The sequence below is a fragment of the uncultured Chitinophaga sp. genome (assembly GCF_937898475.1).
In the GTDB taxonomy this organism is placed as follows: domain Bacteria; phylum Bacteroidota; class Bacteroidia; order Chitinophagales; family Chitinophagaceae; genus Chitinophaga.
The window spans coordinates 389,849-404,299 of sequence record NZ_CALEJS010000011.1 but is presented as its reverse complement, the minus strand read 5'-3'; the positions used below and the strand labels follow the sequence as shown (position 1 = coordinate 404,299).

The 14,451-nt window shown below is 50.7% G+C and carries 10 protein-coding genes; 2 read left to right on the top strand and 8 right to left on the bottom strand.

All coding sequences use genetic code 11. The features are described 5' to 3' along the window. Positions 1–15: 15 nt before the first annotated feature. The 7 genes from nagB to Q0577_RS03265 all read right to left on the bottom strand — a co-directional run bounded on the left by nagB (position 16) and on the right by Q0577_RS03265 (position 9,711). A complete protein-coding gene (gene nagB, locus Q0577_RS03295; protein WP_298732770.1) occupies positions 16–1,941 on the bottom strand; it encodes a glucosamine-6-phosphate deaminase in 1,926 nt (641 codons plus the stop codon). A gap of 136 nt (positions 1,942–2,077) precedes the next feature. Beyond that, positions 2,078–4,399 carry a family 20 glycosylhydrolase gene (locus tag Q0577_RS03290; protein WP_298732768.1) on the bottom strand — a complete coding sequence of 774 codons (2,322 nt, stop codon included), beginning with the start codon at positions 4,397–4,399 and terminating at the stop codon, positions 2,078–2,080. A 74-nt stretch (positions 4,400–4,473) separates the two neighbouring features. Further along, positions 4,474–5,229 (bottom strand): endonuclease/exonuclease/phosphatase family protein, encoded by a 756-nt coding sequence (locus Q0577_RS03285; RefSeq protein ID WP_298732766.1) that lies wholly within the window; start codon positions 5,227–5,229, stop codon positions 4,474–4,476. A gap of 134 nt (positions 5,230–5,363) precedes the next feature. Continuing rightward, positions 5,364–6,125, bottom strand: a complete 762-nt coding sequence (locus Q0577_RS03280) for a copper homeostasis protein CutC (protein WP_298732764.1) — start codon at positions 6,123–6,125, stop codon at positions 5,364–5,366. A gap of 90 nt (positions 6,126–6,215) precedes the next feature. After that, positions 6,216–7,265: a N(4)-(beta-N-acetylglucosaminyl)-L-asparaginase gene (locus Q0577_RS03275; protein ID WP_298732762.1), complete on the bottom strand. Its 1,050-nt coding sequence runs from the start codon at positions 7,263–7,265 to the stop codon at positions 6,216–6,218. 84 nt (positions 7,266–7,349) lie between these two features. Then, a complete protein-coding gene (locus Q0577_RS03270) occupies positions 7,350–8,315 on the bottom strand; it encodes an ROK family protein (RefSeq protein WP_298732760.1) in 966 nt (321 codons plus the stop codon). Continuing rightward, positions 8,287–9,711, bottom strand: coding sequence for an MFS transporter (locus tag Q0577_RS03265; protein WP_298732758.1), 1,425 nt, complete (start codon positions 9,709–9,711; stop codon positions 8,287–8,289). Before Q0577_RS03265 ends, Q0577_RS03270 begins: the two co-directional genes overlap by 29 nt. Positions 9,712–9,981: 270 nt before the next feature. Between Q0577_RS03265 and Q0577_RS03260 the strand changes: the two genes are divergently transcribed. Both Q0577_RS03260 and galK read left to right on the top strand, forming a co-directional pair. Further along, on the top strand, positions 9,982–11,310 hold the full coding sequence (locus tag Q0577_RS03260; protein ID WP_298732756.1) for a sugar MFS transporter: 1,329 nt from the start codon (positions 9,982–9,984) through the stop codon (positions 11,308–11,310). 422 nt (positions 11,311–11,732) lie between these two features. Beyond that, entirely contained in the window at positions 11,733–12,878 is a 1,146-nt protein-coding gene (gene galK / locus Q0577_RS03255; RefSeq protein ID WP_298732754.1) for a galactokinase, read from the top strand. 60 nt (positions 12,879–12,938) lie between these two features. On the opposite strand, the gene Q0577_RS03250 is transcribed toward galK, so the two are convergent. Continuing rightward, complete coding sequence (locus Q0577_RS03250) at positions 12,939–14,324, bottom strand: Gfo/Idh/MocA family oxidoreductase (RefSeq protein ID WP_298732753.1); 1,386 nt, start codon at positions 14,322–14,324, stop codon at positions 12,939–12,941. Between the last annotated feature and the right edge of the window lie 127 nt (positions 14,325–14,451).

Sequence of the window (14,451 nt, the reverse complement as noted above, 5' to 3'; positions counted from 1 at the left end):
GCTTCCTGCAAGGTGTTACATGAAATGGTAACGTACAAACGCTTCCATGGCTGCATACTTCTGTAAGCCCAGCTGGTCATACAGGTCTGCAGTGTTGGCATTGCGGTCTTCCGCCCTTTGCCAGAACTCACGAAGGTCAGTACCCTGGAAAGGCACTACGTCTTTCTGGCTCTGGTGGATGAAGATACCGAGGCGTTTCTGTACTACCTGGTCAGGGCTCATGGGCACGGCCATCTCTATTTCATGGATCTCCCATTCCTGCCATGCACCTTTGTACAGCCATACCCAGCAATCTTTCATGAAATCTTCATGTTTCAGTCTTTCCAGTGCGGCAAAGATGATGTCCAGGCAAACCTTGTGGGTGCCATGCGGATCGGCAAGGTCGCCGGCGCAGAAGATCTGGTGCGGTTTCACCTGGCGGATCAGGTCTACCGTCAGTTGTATATCCTCTTCGCCCATTGGTTTTTTCTCAACCAGTCCTGTTTCATAGAAAGGCAGGTTCTGGAAGTGAATGTTCTCATCCTTGATGCCTACGTAACGGCAGGTGGCCCTTGCTTCGCAGCGGCGGATCAGGCCTTTGATAGCGCGGATCTCAGGAGTATCTTTCTGGCTGGGCTTTTTGATCTTCAGGAAAGCCTTGGCTTCGTCGAGTATCTGTGAGCTCTTGCTTCTGTCTATATCGAACATGCCTTCAAAGCCTACAGCAAAGTCAATAAAGCGCAGTACGAATTCGTCTGTAACGGCGATGTTGCCGGAGGTCTGGTAGGCCACGTGTACATCATGTCCCTGCTCATGGAGGCGGATAAAGGTACCGCCCATGGAGATGATGTCATCATCCGGGTGAGGGGAGAAGATCAGTACCCGTTTGCTGGCGGGCTCAGAACGTTCCGGGTGTTTGGGCAGGGGAGCGCCGGGTTTGCCGCCGGGCCATCCTGTAATGGTGTCGCGTATGCCGTTGAACTCTTCGATGTTCAGTTCATAGGCAGAACCGTATTGAACGATCAGGTCGTTTAAGCCATTCTCATTGTAGTCTTTGTCTGTCAGCATCAGGATGGGCTTGTTCAGCTTCATGGCGAGGCTGGTAACCGCCTTGCGCCTGAGCTGCGGCGTCCATTCGCAATCGCCGGTGAGCCAGGGCTCTTTAAAGCGGGTAAGTTCTGCGGCTGCCTGCTCGTCTATCACGAACTTGGTGTTGGGATGCTGTTGCAGCAGGCTGGCGGGCACCTGGTCGGTGTTGTGGCCTTCTACTGCCCTGCGCACGATCTTGGCTTTGTGAGAGCCCCATGCCATCAGCACCACGCGCCGTGCCTTCATGATGGTGCCAATACCCGCTGTAATCGCCAGCCTGGGTACCTGGCTCATGTTCGGGAACTCATAGCCGTTGGCCAGGCGGGTACTGTTGTCCAGCGTGATCAGCCGGGTATGAGAGTTTACACTGGAGCCCGGCTCGTTAAAACCGATATGGCCGTTGTTGCCAATGCCGAGTATCTGCAGGTCGATACCGCCTGCCGCTTCTATTTTGCGTTCATATTCCTCACAATAGGCCTTGATCCTTTCTTTGGGGATCGTACCATCGGGCACAAAGTAATTGCCTTCCGGAATGTCTACGTGATTAAACAGCTGCTCTTTCATGAACCGGTTGTAGCTCTGTAAGGCATCCGGTTCAATGGGATAATACTCATCGAGGTTGAAGGTCACCACGTTTTTAAAGCTGAGACCTTCTTCGCGGTGCATGCGCACCAGCTCGGCATATAAGTATTTGGGGGTAGAGCCGGTCGCCAGTCCTAATACGCAGGTTTCTTTGGCGGCCTGTTTTGATTTGATGAGTGCTGCTATTTCCTGCGCAACCGCGCGGGATCCGTCCTTAGCCGTGGGATATATATCCACAGCTATCTGTTCAAAACTGTCAATCAGTTCGATCTCCTGATGATTAAGCGTCATGGTAAATGTTTTGGATTGAAGGCATTTAAGAGCGAGCCCGAAAATTAAACAAAAATGCGCTAATATGCTAATGTGCTGTTATGCCGATACTAAGAATTGTGATTTTTTTAGATAATCTTTATCTATATATGTCACATTAGTTAATAATTATTTCATCAACAAACAGCCAGGCCGGGCTTCCTGCGCCCTGGGCGCCTGCAGGGATCTTTCCTGCATTGATTGCCATCACCTTCACATACCTGCCTCTTACCTGTTGCAATGGCTTGCGCACCTGGTTAATGCCGTCTTTGTTAAAGGTGGTCTGTTTATACACTTCTTTAAAATGCTGGCCGTCGTCAGACACCAGGAAGCTTACCTGTTTGGGAGGGTAGATGCCCGGGCCCTTGAAATTCAGGGTGTTCAGCCCTACGCTGTGTATGTCCTGTACGCTGTCCAGGTCTACGGTAGCCTCCAGGTTGTTGCCGCTGTAACCAAACCACTGGTTGTCATTGTATTCCTTTACACCTGCAATGCCGTTCACCAGTGCAAAGGGACTGCCCGGGTTGTAGCTGGCATTGGGTGGCTGGGCCAGCGTTACTTTATGGCCGATAGCCTTATGATAGATAAACGGTTGCGTATACTCATTGCCGTAAGGTTTGCCATCCAGGAACAATCCTGCGCGGATGGTACCGGTGGCGGTAACCGGGATAGGTCCTGTGTAGGGAATGGATTGCGGGGTGGGAGCGCTGCTGTCGGTAGTGTAAAAGATTTTGCCGCCATTCAGCTTGCTGTCCAGTTTTACCGTTACACCGTCTTTGCCGTTGCTTTCTACCGTGCCGCGGATCTCCAGCACATGTTTGGCATAGTTCACTTTCTTTTGATCCAGGCGGTGGAAGTGTACTTTTAACCTTTCTACAAAATCATCGTAGTTCTTTTTGTTTGCCGGGCTCCATAACACTTCTGCCAGGGCGGTAGCGCGGGGATATACCATGTATTCGGCGTGAGAGGGGCTCAGTATATACTCTGTCCACAGGTTGCCCTGTGCCCCTTTAATATAGGTAGCTTCCTCTTTGCTCAGCTCTTCGGGTACCGGCTCATAGCTGTATACCTCGCTTACCGGAGTATAGCCGCCGATAGCTACCGGCTCGTTTTTACCCTGTGACTGGTAGTGGTCAAGATAGCAGTAATTGCCCGGCGTCATGATCACGTCATGCTTTTGTTTAGCTGCAGTGATACCGCCTTCCGTACCGCGCCAGCTCATCACAGTAGCATCGGGCGCCAGTCCGCCTTCCAGGATCTCGTCCCAGCCAATGATACGGCGGCCCTTGCTGTTGAGGTATTTTTCAATACGCTGTACGAAATAGCTTTGTAATGCATGTTCATCTTTCAGGCCTTCCTGTTTGATACGCCGCTGGCATTTCGGGCATTTTTCCCAGCGGGTTTTAGGTGATTCATCACCGCCTACGTGAATGTATTTGCTGGGGAAGAGCGGTAATACTTCGTCCAGCACATCCTGCAGGAAGAGAAAAACGCTGTCATTGCCTGCGCAGAAAATATCATCGAACACACCCCATTTGGTGCCTACTTCATAGGGTCCGCCGGTGCAGCCCAGCTGTGGATAAGCAGCAAGTGCGGCGAGTGCGTGGCCGGGCATTTCTATTTCAGGGATGACGGTCACGTGGCGTTCAGTAGCGTACTTAACCACGTCTTTTACTTCCTCCTGCGTATAATAGCCGCCATATGGTTTGCCATCAAATTTCTGGTCGTTATAATGGCCTACCATAGACTCTTTACGTTTGGAGGCTACTTCCTGCAGGCGGGGATATTTCCTGATCTCAATACGCCATCCCTGGTCATCTGTAAGATGCCAGTGAAAGGTATTGAGCTTGTGCATGGCCAGCAGGTCAATATATTTTTTGATGAAGTCAACAGGGAAGAAATGCCTGCATACGTCCAGGTGCAGTCCCCTGTAACTGAAACGGGGATAGTCTGTAATGGCTACGGCAGGGATGTAAAGGCTGCCGGCCTTTTCAACGGGCAGCAGCTGTATCAGTGTTTGTATGCCGTAGAAAGTACCTGCGGCATCGTTGCCTGCAATATCGATACGGTCTTTGCCAACGGTCAGCGTGTAGCCTTCTTTGGCGGCGCTGGCGGTGGTGTCTGTATTGGTGTGCAGGAGGATGGCGTTGTGTTCTCCTTTATCGGTAATGGTCAGTTCATAACCGGTGAGATCTTTCAGCCAGGCGTTGAACAAGCCTGCGGTCTGCTGTTCCTCCGGGGTGGTGGCCACCAGCACGGTTTGTTTGTCCAGCAGAAAAGAATCGGGTGCTTCCCGGATGCTTACCGGTATAGGAATGATACTTACTTTTCCTTTGGGAGCATGTTGTTGTTGAGCGCTGTTGCAGGCCGCCAGGCCTGCCATTGCAAATACCACCAGTGCCTGTAGTACGGCACGGGTACGGTTCATTGTACTGTTCATAATATTGTATATTTCAGCCAGTTGATGTAGTAGTTACAAAAGACGGCTTCTAAGATACAATATTCGGCAAAACGTTATTCTTTAATTTTGAGCTCGCATACCACCGGGCGGTGGTCTGATGCGATGGTTTCCTCTATTACCCGGGCAGAAATGCTTTCATGTTGCTGCCGCGGAAGGATCATAATATAATCCAGTTTTACAGCAGGTGTATCTGCGGGATAGGTGGGGCCCAGGGCCTGTGTAAGATCGGTGAACAGTTGTTTCAGTATACCGGTTTCCTTGGCTGAGGGAGGCGCGTTCAGGTCGCCGGCCAGTATTACGGTTTCTTTGACAGGCGTAAAATGCTGTACCAGTGCATTGGCCTGGCTGATGCGGTCTGCCGGATCAGCGTCCGCATCCAGGTGCGTGCTTACAAACCGCAGCAGGCTGTCGCCCGGCAGGCGGATAGTGGCAATACCTGCCACCCGCGGTTCCCTGCCTGCACTACCGGGTAAGCTTATACGTTCGCCGGATGCAATGGGCAGGCGTGATAATATGGCGGTGCCATAGGCGCCGCCATCGTAGTCCATGGCTTTGGCAAAATAGGTATACATACCTGTAAGGGACGCCAGCTCCTGCAGCTGATCTGCTTTTTGCGCACGCGCGGTTGCACTGTCTACTTCCTGTAAAGCTACAAGATCAGGATTGGTGGCGAGAATTACATTGGCAATACTCTGCAGGTTAATTTCCCCTCTTACATTCTCACCGTGGTGAATGTTGTAGGTCAGCACTTTAAGGTGTTGAGCAGACACGAATTGCGGCCCGCTGATACTTAAAAGTGCTGATAGCATAAGGACTCTTTTCATAGTATAAGATAGTTGCAGGGATCCTAATATACAAAAAAGTCGTTAGTTGTTACTGGTTATCCGTTAGTAATTAACGCGGAGATAATACATGGTTTTGCTTGAACCCTGAAAACGAAGGACTAACGACTGATCGCTTTCTCTGCTGCTTCCCTGATCTTTTTTACTTCTGCCGCCTGCGAAACTGAAATGCCATATTCCGGTACACCTGGTATGCCGCCCATACTTACATGCGGATTACGGAATTGCATACCGCTTTCTATATAGGCCCTGGCGGTGGTATGATATTCTGTGGCCCCTGTTTCCTGTACCAGGCTGGCGATATTATTGGATCTTACCCCTGACCCCACCATGATGGCAATACGCCCGGCTGCTTTTTCCACCAGTGTTTTCAGTAGCGGAATACCTTCTGCGGCAGTGTTACGCTGCCCGGATGTGAGTATGCGTTCGCAGCCGGTTGCAATAACATCCTCCAGCGCCTGCAGCGGATCTTCCGTCATGTCAAAGGCCCGGTGAAAGGTAACGCCCATGGGCCAGGCCAGTTCTACCAGTATTTTGCAGCGTTCCTTGTCTACTTTGCCATCCGGTGTAAGCATACCTATTACCACGCCATCGCAGCCCAGCTGTTTGCAGAGGGCGATGTCGCGTTTCATCACTTCAAATTCCAGTTCATCGTACAGGAAATCACCGCCGCGCGGCCGGATGATAGGGTAGAGGGCCAGCTGCACTTTCTCCCTTGCCAGGGCGATGGTGGCGTAGCTGGGGGTGGTGCCGCCTTCCAGCAGGTTATCACAGAGCTCTATCCGTTGCGCTCCTCCTTCCTGTGCGGCAAGGCAGGAGGCTACGGAGCCCGCACATATTTCTAAAGTGATCTTTCCACTCATGTCTGACGTTTTCAGTTACTGGCTTTTTGCTGTTGGCTGTCACCTTACATACCGTGTTAATGCTAACAGCCAAAAGCCAGCAGCTAACAGCTAAAAATAATGTTTCCCGTCATACAGCTTATTACTGCTGTCGCTTGTGCACACTGCATAGCTAAAGCCTTGCTGCAAACAGTACGCGCCGTATTCGCCTTTTTTGTTGAGCGCCAGGAATCCAACCTGGATCTCTTTCGCTTTCTGCGGGTTCTTTTTCACAATACGGGTAACCGCCTCTTTACAGGCGGCTTCGGGCGAATAGCCCTGACGCATCAGCTCTACTACCAGGTGACTGCCTACAATGCGGATCACTTCTTCACCAACACCGGTAGAGGTAGCGGCGCCTACCTCATTGTCTACATATAAGCCGGCGCCGATGATGGGAGAGTCGCCCACGCGGCCGCGCAGCTTGAAGGCCATACCGCTGGTGGTACAGGCGCCGGAGAGGTTACCCCGGGCGTCCAGCGCTACCATACCAATGGTATCATGGTTGTATACGTTACCGGGTAAACGCAGCGGGTTGAATGCGGTCGTAGTATCGTTACTGTTATAGGTCTTGTTCTCAATATTGATCTGCGGTTTGTACTCCGATTTCTTCAGCCATTCTTTCCAGGCTTTTTCAGATTCGGGCGTAAGCAGGTTTTCCTTTTTGAAACCATTGGCCAGTGCAAACTGTAGTGCGCCTTCGCCTACCAGCATGACGTGCGGGGTTTTTTCCATGACTGCCCGTGCAACGGAAATGGGGTGTACCACATGTTCCAGCGCAGCAACGGAGCCGCAGTTACCCAGTTCGTCCATTATGCAGGCGTCCAGCGTAACATGGCCGTCGCGGTCAGGGAAGCCGCCCAGTCCTACCGTTTGTATGGCCGGATCGCCTTCAGGGATCTTTACCCCTGCCTCTACGGCATCCAGCGCCCGTCCGCCCTTTTTGAGCACTTCCCAGGCAGCTTTGTTGGCTGGCAGGCCAAAGTCCCATGTAGAGATCACAACAGGTTTACCTTTTACGGCTTTTCCCGCCGTTTGAGCCGCTATCGGCTTCATCCCGTCTAAAGAGAAAGCAGCGGCGCCGAGGGCCGCTGCTTTTAAAAAATGTCTACGATCTTGCATAAGCAGTTATATGAACCGAAAGTGATGATTGTTGCCCGGGAGTGAAAATACAGTGAATTTTTATTCCCGGTATTCAACTTTCGTTTAATCTTTCATTTCCCAGGCCAGTGCGCTGGCGCCCAGGATGGCGGCATCGCTTTCTTTCAGTTCAGAGAATACCAGCTTCACTTTGTTCTGGAAGATGGGCAGGAGGTTCATTTCCATGTGCTCGCGTACCGGCTTCATGATAAGATCGCCTGCTTTGGTAAGGCCGCCGAAGAGGATAATGGCTTCGGGGCTGCTGAACATTACGAAGTTGGCAAGGGCTTCGCCCAGGATCTTACCGGTGAACTCGTATACTTCCCTGGCCAGCGGATCGCCTGCCATAGCTGCTTCGAATACCAGTTTAGAGTTGATTTCTTCTTTCGGATAATCGCGGAGGATGCTCTTGGTATCCGGGCGTTCAGCCAGGAATTCCAGGGCGGTGTTGGTAACGCCGGTAGCGGAAGCATAGGCTTCCAGTGAACCATGCGCACCGGTACCCGGGTGCAGCCTGCCGCCGGGGATCACGATACAGTGACCCAGTTCGCCTGCAAAGCCATCGTGACCATAGATCAGCTGACCGTTGGCAACAATACCGCTGCCTACACCGGTTCCCAGGGTGATCACGATAAAGTCTTTCATGCCTTTGGCTGCGCCGTAGATCAGTTCTCCCAGCGCTGCAGCATTGGCATCGTTGGTCAGCACAGTAGGCAGGCCGAATCTTTCGCCCAGCAGGTTAGCCAGCGGAATAACACCTTTCCAGCGAAGGTTTGGTGCATATTCTACGTTGCCTGTATAGAAGTTACCGTTGGGTGCACCTACGCCGATGCCCTTGATCTTATCTATACCGCCTGCCTGGTCTATCAGTTTGGAGAGGTGCCCGTGCAACTCTTCTATGAAGTCTTTTACTTCTGCATGTTGATTGCTCAGCATACGTCCATCGCATAAAATATTTCCCCTGCGATCTACGATGCCGAATTTTGTATTGGTACCGCCAATATCAATGCCCACTACTAATTGCTGACTCATAATCGATTCCCTGAGATTTTAATATGTTTTTAACTCGAAATGCAAAGAATGCCAGATAGGCGAAACAGAATACCGGTAACCAGTAAGACTGGTGAATACCGATGGAGGTGCTGGCGATTGTTCCCTGTAATAAAGGAAGCAGTGCGCCGCCCAGGATCATCATCACCAGGAAGGCAGAAGCCTGGCTGGTATATTTTCCGAGACCGGCGGTAGCCAGGGTGAAGATACAAGGCCACATCACAGAGCAGAATAAACCGCCGCTGATAAAGGAGAACAGGGCTACTTTACCGGTGGTGAACAGGCCGAGCAACATTGCCATCATACCGCATATAGCGAAGATGCCCAGCTGCCTGGCAGGTTGATCTTTACTCAGGAAGAAAGCGATGATCAATGCGATGATGCAGACACCATAAATATACAGGTCGGTTACATCGCTGCCTCTCAGGTAGTTGATCAGCAGGTATACGCCAAAGGCCAGGTAAGGCACGATAACGGTAAGGATGCGTTTCAGCTGCGCTGAGGGATTTAATGCACTGGTACCTGCTGTCCACCGTCCCATCATCATGCTGGCCCAGAAAAGGGATACATAGTGAGAGATCTGTGAAGAGTCCAGGTTCTCTGTTTGCTTCAGGTATTCGCCGATATTGCTGGCGATGGTCACTTCAACGCCTACATACACAAAGATGGCGAGCATGCCCAGCTGCACCTGCGGAAATTTCAGTGCGCCAAGGCCGCCTTCAATTTTCTCATCATTGGTAATGGCAGGCAGTTTGGAAAACTTGAAGAAGAGGGCCACCAGTATGAACAGCACACCTACTACCAGGTAAGGTACTTTCACAGAGTTGATGGTGGCATTGGCTGCTGCATCCGGCGAAACAGCGCCGAAGATGGCGAAGCTCACCAGTACCGGACCCAATGTAGTACCGAAGTTGTTAATACCACCTGCGAGGTTCAGGCGCTTGGCGCCGTCTGCAGGATCACCCAGTGCGATAGCAAAGGGGTTGGCGGCAATCTGCTGTAATGAAAAGCCGAGGCCTACTACAAACAAGCCGGTGAGCAGCAGGAAGTAGGAATGCAGTTCAGCCGCAGGATAAAAGATCAATGTGCCTATACCCGAAAATATAAGCCCGTAAATAATCCCGTTCTTATAGCCGATCTTATTCAACGGATCTGTTTTCAGCGCTTTGCCTACTATAAAATAAATAATGGACCCGACGAAGTAAGCGACATAGAAAGCAAATCCCACTAATTGTGATTGCCATTGCGCCAAGTGGAACTTTTCCTTAAAGAGAGGGATAAGGATGTCATTGGAGGCGGCTACGAATCCCCAGAAGAAGAAAACTGTGATTAACACAAAGAACTGTGGGTTGGTGCCGCGCTTTGTTTGTTCAGCCATAAACGTGTTGTTACTGTAGTTGTTTGCCCGATAAATGTATAAATAATTTTTTTAGATTTTCTAAAATAAAAATAAATTGTTGCAATTTTATATTATGCAAAAACGTTTTAGCTCGATGATTATAGAAAATTATCTAAAATTGATAGCGATTGCTTAATCTGGTAAAATAGACATTACCGGATTAGAAAATACAAGAATAGTTATTTAAGTTCGTGCTAATCTGAGACCAAGATCTATATATATTATTTTTTTAATCTTTAAGAAGTCGCTATGTCATCTAACACCGCTGCGGCGCTAACAGGGGGGAAAAAAGCAGCCAGTTATGCGCAGTCCATTACTATCATCGGTATTTTGTTTTTTGTATTTGGTTTCGTGACCTGGTTAAATGGCACACTGATCCCTTTCCTGCGTATTGCCTGTGAACTGAATGTTTCCCAGGCTCTGCTGGTGACCTTCGCCTTTTACATGGCCTATTTTTTCCTGTCTATCCCGTCTTCCTTTATCCTTAACAAAACAGGCTTCAAGAACGGGATGGCGCTGGGATTGCTGGTAATGGCGGCAGGATCGCTGATCTTTATACCGGCCGCCAACACGCGTAACTTTATCCTTTTCCTTACCGGATTATTTGTACAGGGAGCAGGACTTGCACTGCTGCAAACTGCATCTAACCCGTACATCAGTGTGATCGGTCCTATCGAGAGTGCGGCCAAGCGTATCAGCATCATGGGCATCTGTAACAAGGTAGCCGGCGCTATTAGTCCGCTGGTACTCAGCACCATCGTACTGAAGAATGCCGAGTCATTGGAAAAACAGATCGCTACCGCTACAGATCCTGCGCAGAAAGCATTATTGCTGGATAGCCTTGCATCCCGTGTGGTGGGTCCTTATATTGTAATTGCCATTGTGCTGGTGCTCCTGGCATTTATGATCAGGCGTTCCACCCTGCCGGAAATTGACACAGATGGTGCAGAAGTGAAAACAGAAGGGGTGGCCAGCCGCACCAGTGTGTTCCAGTATCCTTACCTGCTGCTGGGTGTATTGTGCATCTTCCTGTATGTAGGTGTGGAAGTAATGGCCGGTGACGTGATCGGTACCTATGGTACGGAGCTGGGTATGAGCCTGGACAAGACCAAATACTTTACTTCATTTACCTTAGCTGCCATGCTGGTGGGCTATGTAATTGGTATCCTTACCATACCGAAGATTATGTCGCAGGATATGGCCCTTCGCCTTTCCGCCATACTGGGCATCATCTTCACATTGGGCGCTTTCCTGACAGACGGAAACATGGCAGTAACCTTCATTGCCCTGCTGGGATTGGCCAATGCCCTGATGTGGCCTGCCATCTTCCCCCTGGCAATTGACAAGCTGGGTAAATTTACTAAAATAGGTTCCGCCTTACTGGTAATGGGTATTGCCGGTGGAGCGGTGGTGCCGCAGATCTATAGTGGCCTCTTTAACAAAGACGGTTTACTGGGTTTCCTGCACTCCGGCAGCATTGATTTCCGGGAAGCTTTCCTGTATTGTATGCTGCCCTGTTACCTGTACATACTGTACTTCGCTTTAGCGGGGCATAAAGTAGGTAAGGCAAAAGCATAGGCATCACACCGGACAAATAATAGCAAAGGCCGTCTGCCAGCTGGCAGGCGGCTTTTTGTTTGACCAGGTCATACTACCAGCTGTATGCCTGCCATATACCCTCCACCTACCCTCCATACCCCCACCGCGCAGCTCCGGGAGGCCTCCGGGACCGATACAATTTTACCCGGCATCAAGTCCACCTCAGGTCCATCTTACATCCAGCTCACCTTCAGTTCTACAAGGGGTTTACTGGCCGTTTACGCGCCGAACGACCCTAGGGTTAATTTAGTATCAGTTTAGTGAGTGCTTAGGGTGAGTTTAGTGAGTGCTTAGTCAGTGCTTAGTGGGTGCTTAGTCAGTGCCTGGAAAGTGCTTCCTTTCCTCCCCGGGTTTGATCTTTCACCTGCACGCTTTATTTTTAACCCCTTTAAATCGTCTACATGATAGCACAAGCAAAGGAGCAGTTCGTAAAATTGTTCGGAAAAACACCGCTGATAGTCAGCTCCCCCGGCAGGATCAACCTGATCGGTGAGCACACGGATTACAATAATGGCTTTGTACTACCCGCCGCTATCGACAAGCAGATCATATATGCCATCGCCCTGAACGGCAGCAATTATTGTAATGCGTACGCCGCTTTCAACGGCGAAAAGACGGGCTTCAGCCTGGATGCCGTACATCCCACCCCCGGATGGATCAATTACCTCATGGGCGTGGTACACCAGCTGCAGCAGCGCGGCTATGAAGTGCGCGGCTTTGACTGTGTTATTGCAGGCAACGTACCTGTTGGCGCAGGACTCTCTTCCTCCGCAGCTGTAGAAGGCGGACTGGTAGCTGCGCTGGATCACCTCATGGGGTATGGACTGTCCCGCATGGATATGGCCCTCATCGGCCAGAAGGCGGAACATACTTTTCCCGGTGTACAATGCGGCATCATGGACCAGTTTGCGAACCTGCACGGTAAAAAAGACCAGGTAATGCTGCTGGATTGCCGCGACCTTTCCTACACCTATTATCCTTTCAGTTTCCCCGACCAGAAAATAGTGCTGTGCAATTCTATGGTGCACCACTCCCTGGCCTCTTCAGCATATAATGAACGCCGCCGCCAGTGTGAAGAAGGCGTAAAAGTTTTGCAGGCAAGCTATCCGCAGGTACAATCCCTCCGCGATGCCGACATGCAGCTGCTCGACGCCGTTAAAGACCGCCTGGATGAGCTGGTATATAAACGCTGTGCCTATGTCATTGCCGAAATTGCCCGTGTACAGCAGGCCTGTATCTATCTGCAGCAAGGCAATTTGACAGCTTTTGGTCAGCTGATGTACGAAACGCATGATGGCCTGAGCCGCCTGTATGAAGTGAGCTGTCCCGAACTGGATTTCCTGGTGTCATTAGCCCGCCAGCGTCCTGAAGTAGCGGGTGCCCGAGTAATGGGCGGCGGTTTTGGCGGTTGTACCATTAACCTGGTTAAAGCAGATAAAGTAGCAGCATATACTGCGTTTATACAGGAACGTTATCAGCAGCAATTCGGGATAGTGCCGGAGGTGTATGTTACGACGATAGAGAACGGAGTGGAAGTAGGGGAGTAGGTGATGTTGCAGGCGGGGCTGAACCCCGCCTGCTTCTCAATGATTTAGTACGCAGCCCTCCTAATACTCCCCATTCAGCGCAAACACCGGTTGCCTGTTAATCCATTTCCCCCTCGTAAAATCAGGTATATACTGTACGTTCCCGCCTTCTGCAATAGACTGCTCACTCAGTGGCGTGATGGCATACCACGTAGCCAGGTCATACACATCCAGTGCATACGGCGTACCGCGCTTGATGCTTTCAACAAAAGAATTGATCACAAACCAGTCCATCCCTCCATGTCCTGCGCCGGATGCATCGTTGGCATAACGTTTCCACAGCGGGTGATCATAGCGGTTCATGTAACTATCCGCCTGATCCGGCTGACCCGCCTTCTCCCACTGATCATAGGGACTTTTGCCTTCCACGTAGATGGAATCCATATCATCCATCCACAACCCGTTCGTGCCCTGTACACGGAAGTTCAGCGAGTAGGGGCGGGGCGAATTCGTATCATGCGACAACATAATCGTCTCCCCGTTATTCGTTTTGATCAGCGTGGTCACAATATCTCCCAGCTTGAACTCCACTTTGGCGTTGGGATGATCCTTCCCGCCTTTGTCTGCAATATACTTATGCAGGCCCCTTGATTTGGTGGCCACAGAAGTCAGTGATATTAAGCGGTTGCCGCGGTTGATGTTGATCATGTTCGCCACGGGACCTAATCCATGTGTAGGGTAAAGATCGCCGTTGCGATGTACCGAATGATTGGTTCTCCACTTCGCTTCCGACATCGCTTTCTCTCCAAACTCCACACCGCCGCCATACAGCTGCTGGCCGTTGTTGAACTTCACGCCGCGCAGGTCGTGCTGGTAGCCGCCCTGCAGGTGTATCAGTTCGCCAAACAATCCCTGGCGTACCATATTGAGTACCGCCATCACATCGCGGCGGTAACATACATTCTCCATACCAAATACCGGTATGCCGGTTTCCTCGCTGGTGTTCACCAGCTCCCAGCATTCCTGGATGTCGCTGGCGCCGCATACTTCCACTGCCGGCGTTTTTCCTGCTCTCATGGCAGCTACAGCCTGTATGGTATGCCATTCCCAGGGAGTGGCAATGATCACGGCATCTATATCATCACGTTTGAGCATGTTGCGGAAATCCTCATCGCCATTGGTATATTCTGCTACTTTCTTTTTTCCGCCATAGGCTTTCGCGATCATATCTCTTGACTTGGGAACAGCCCATTTGGTATCCGGATCGCAGATAGCGATCACTTCTACGTCCCGGCGGCGCAAACAGAGATTGAGGTGCCCTTGTCCACGGGCGCCTACGCCTATCAGGCCTACCCTTACTTTTTCCTTTTTTTGTTGCGCAAATAACCTGGCTGGAATATTCAGCAGGGAAAGACCTGCTCCGGCTACAGCAGTGTGCTTAATGAATGTTCTGCGATGCGTTTTCATACAGAAAGTGGTTTGTTATCTTTTTGTGGAATTAGGTACGATTGCAAGTAACGGAACGCTAAATTTAGTCAATACTATTATCTTCTCAAATGTTGATTCGATTTTACCTGCAGGGTTACATTACCTT

What these genes read in the sequence shown, in the direction of transcription:
- Q0577_RS03270 (WP_298732760.1), bottom strand. Translation starts at nt 8,315, where the DNA reads ATGAGTCAGCAATTAGTAGTGGGCATTGATATTGGCGGTACCAATACA.
- Q0577_RS03265 (WP_298732758.1), bottom strand. Translation starts at nt 9,711, where the DNA reads ATGGCTGAACAAACAAAGCGCGGCACCAACCCACAGTTCTTTGTGTTA.
- Q0577_RS03260 (WP_298732756.1), top strand. Translation starts at nt 9,982, where the DNA reads ATGTCATCTAACACCGCTGCGGCGCTAACAGGGGGGAAAAAAGCAGCC.
- Q0577_RS03285 (WP_298732766.1), bottom strand. Translation starts at nt 5,229, where the DNA reads ATGCTATCAGCACTTTTAAGTATCAGCGGGCCGCAATTCGTGTCTGCT.
- Q0577_RS03250 (WP_298732753.1), bottom strand. Translation starts at nt 14,324, where the DNA reads ATGAAAACGCATCGCAGAACATTCATTAAGCACACTGCTGTAGCCGGA.
- galK (WP_298732754.1), top strand. Translation starts at nt 11,733, where the DNA reads ATGATAGCACAAGCAAAGGAGCAGTTCGTAAAATTGTTCGGAAAAACA.
- Q0577_RS03280 (WP_298732764.1), bottom strand. Translation starts at nt 6,125, where the DNA reads ATGAGTGGAAAGATCACTTTAGAAATATGTGCGGGCTCCGTAGCCTCC.
- nagB (WP_298732770.1), bottom strand. Translation starts at nt 1,941, where the DNA reads ATGACGCTTAATCATCAGGAGATCGAACTGATTGACAGTTTTGAACAG.
- Q0577_RS03290 (WP_298732768.1), bottom strand. Translation starts at nt 4,399, where the DNA reads ATGAACAGTACAATGAACCGTACCCGTGCCGTACTACAGGCACTGGTG.
- Q0577_RS03275 (WP_298732762.1), bottom strand. Translation starts at nt 7,265, where the DNA reads ATGCAAGATCGTAGACATTTTTTAAAAGCAGCGGCCCTCGGCGCCGCT.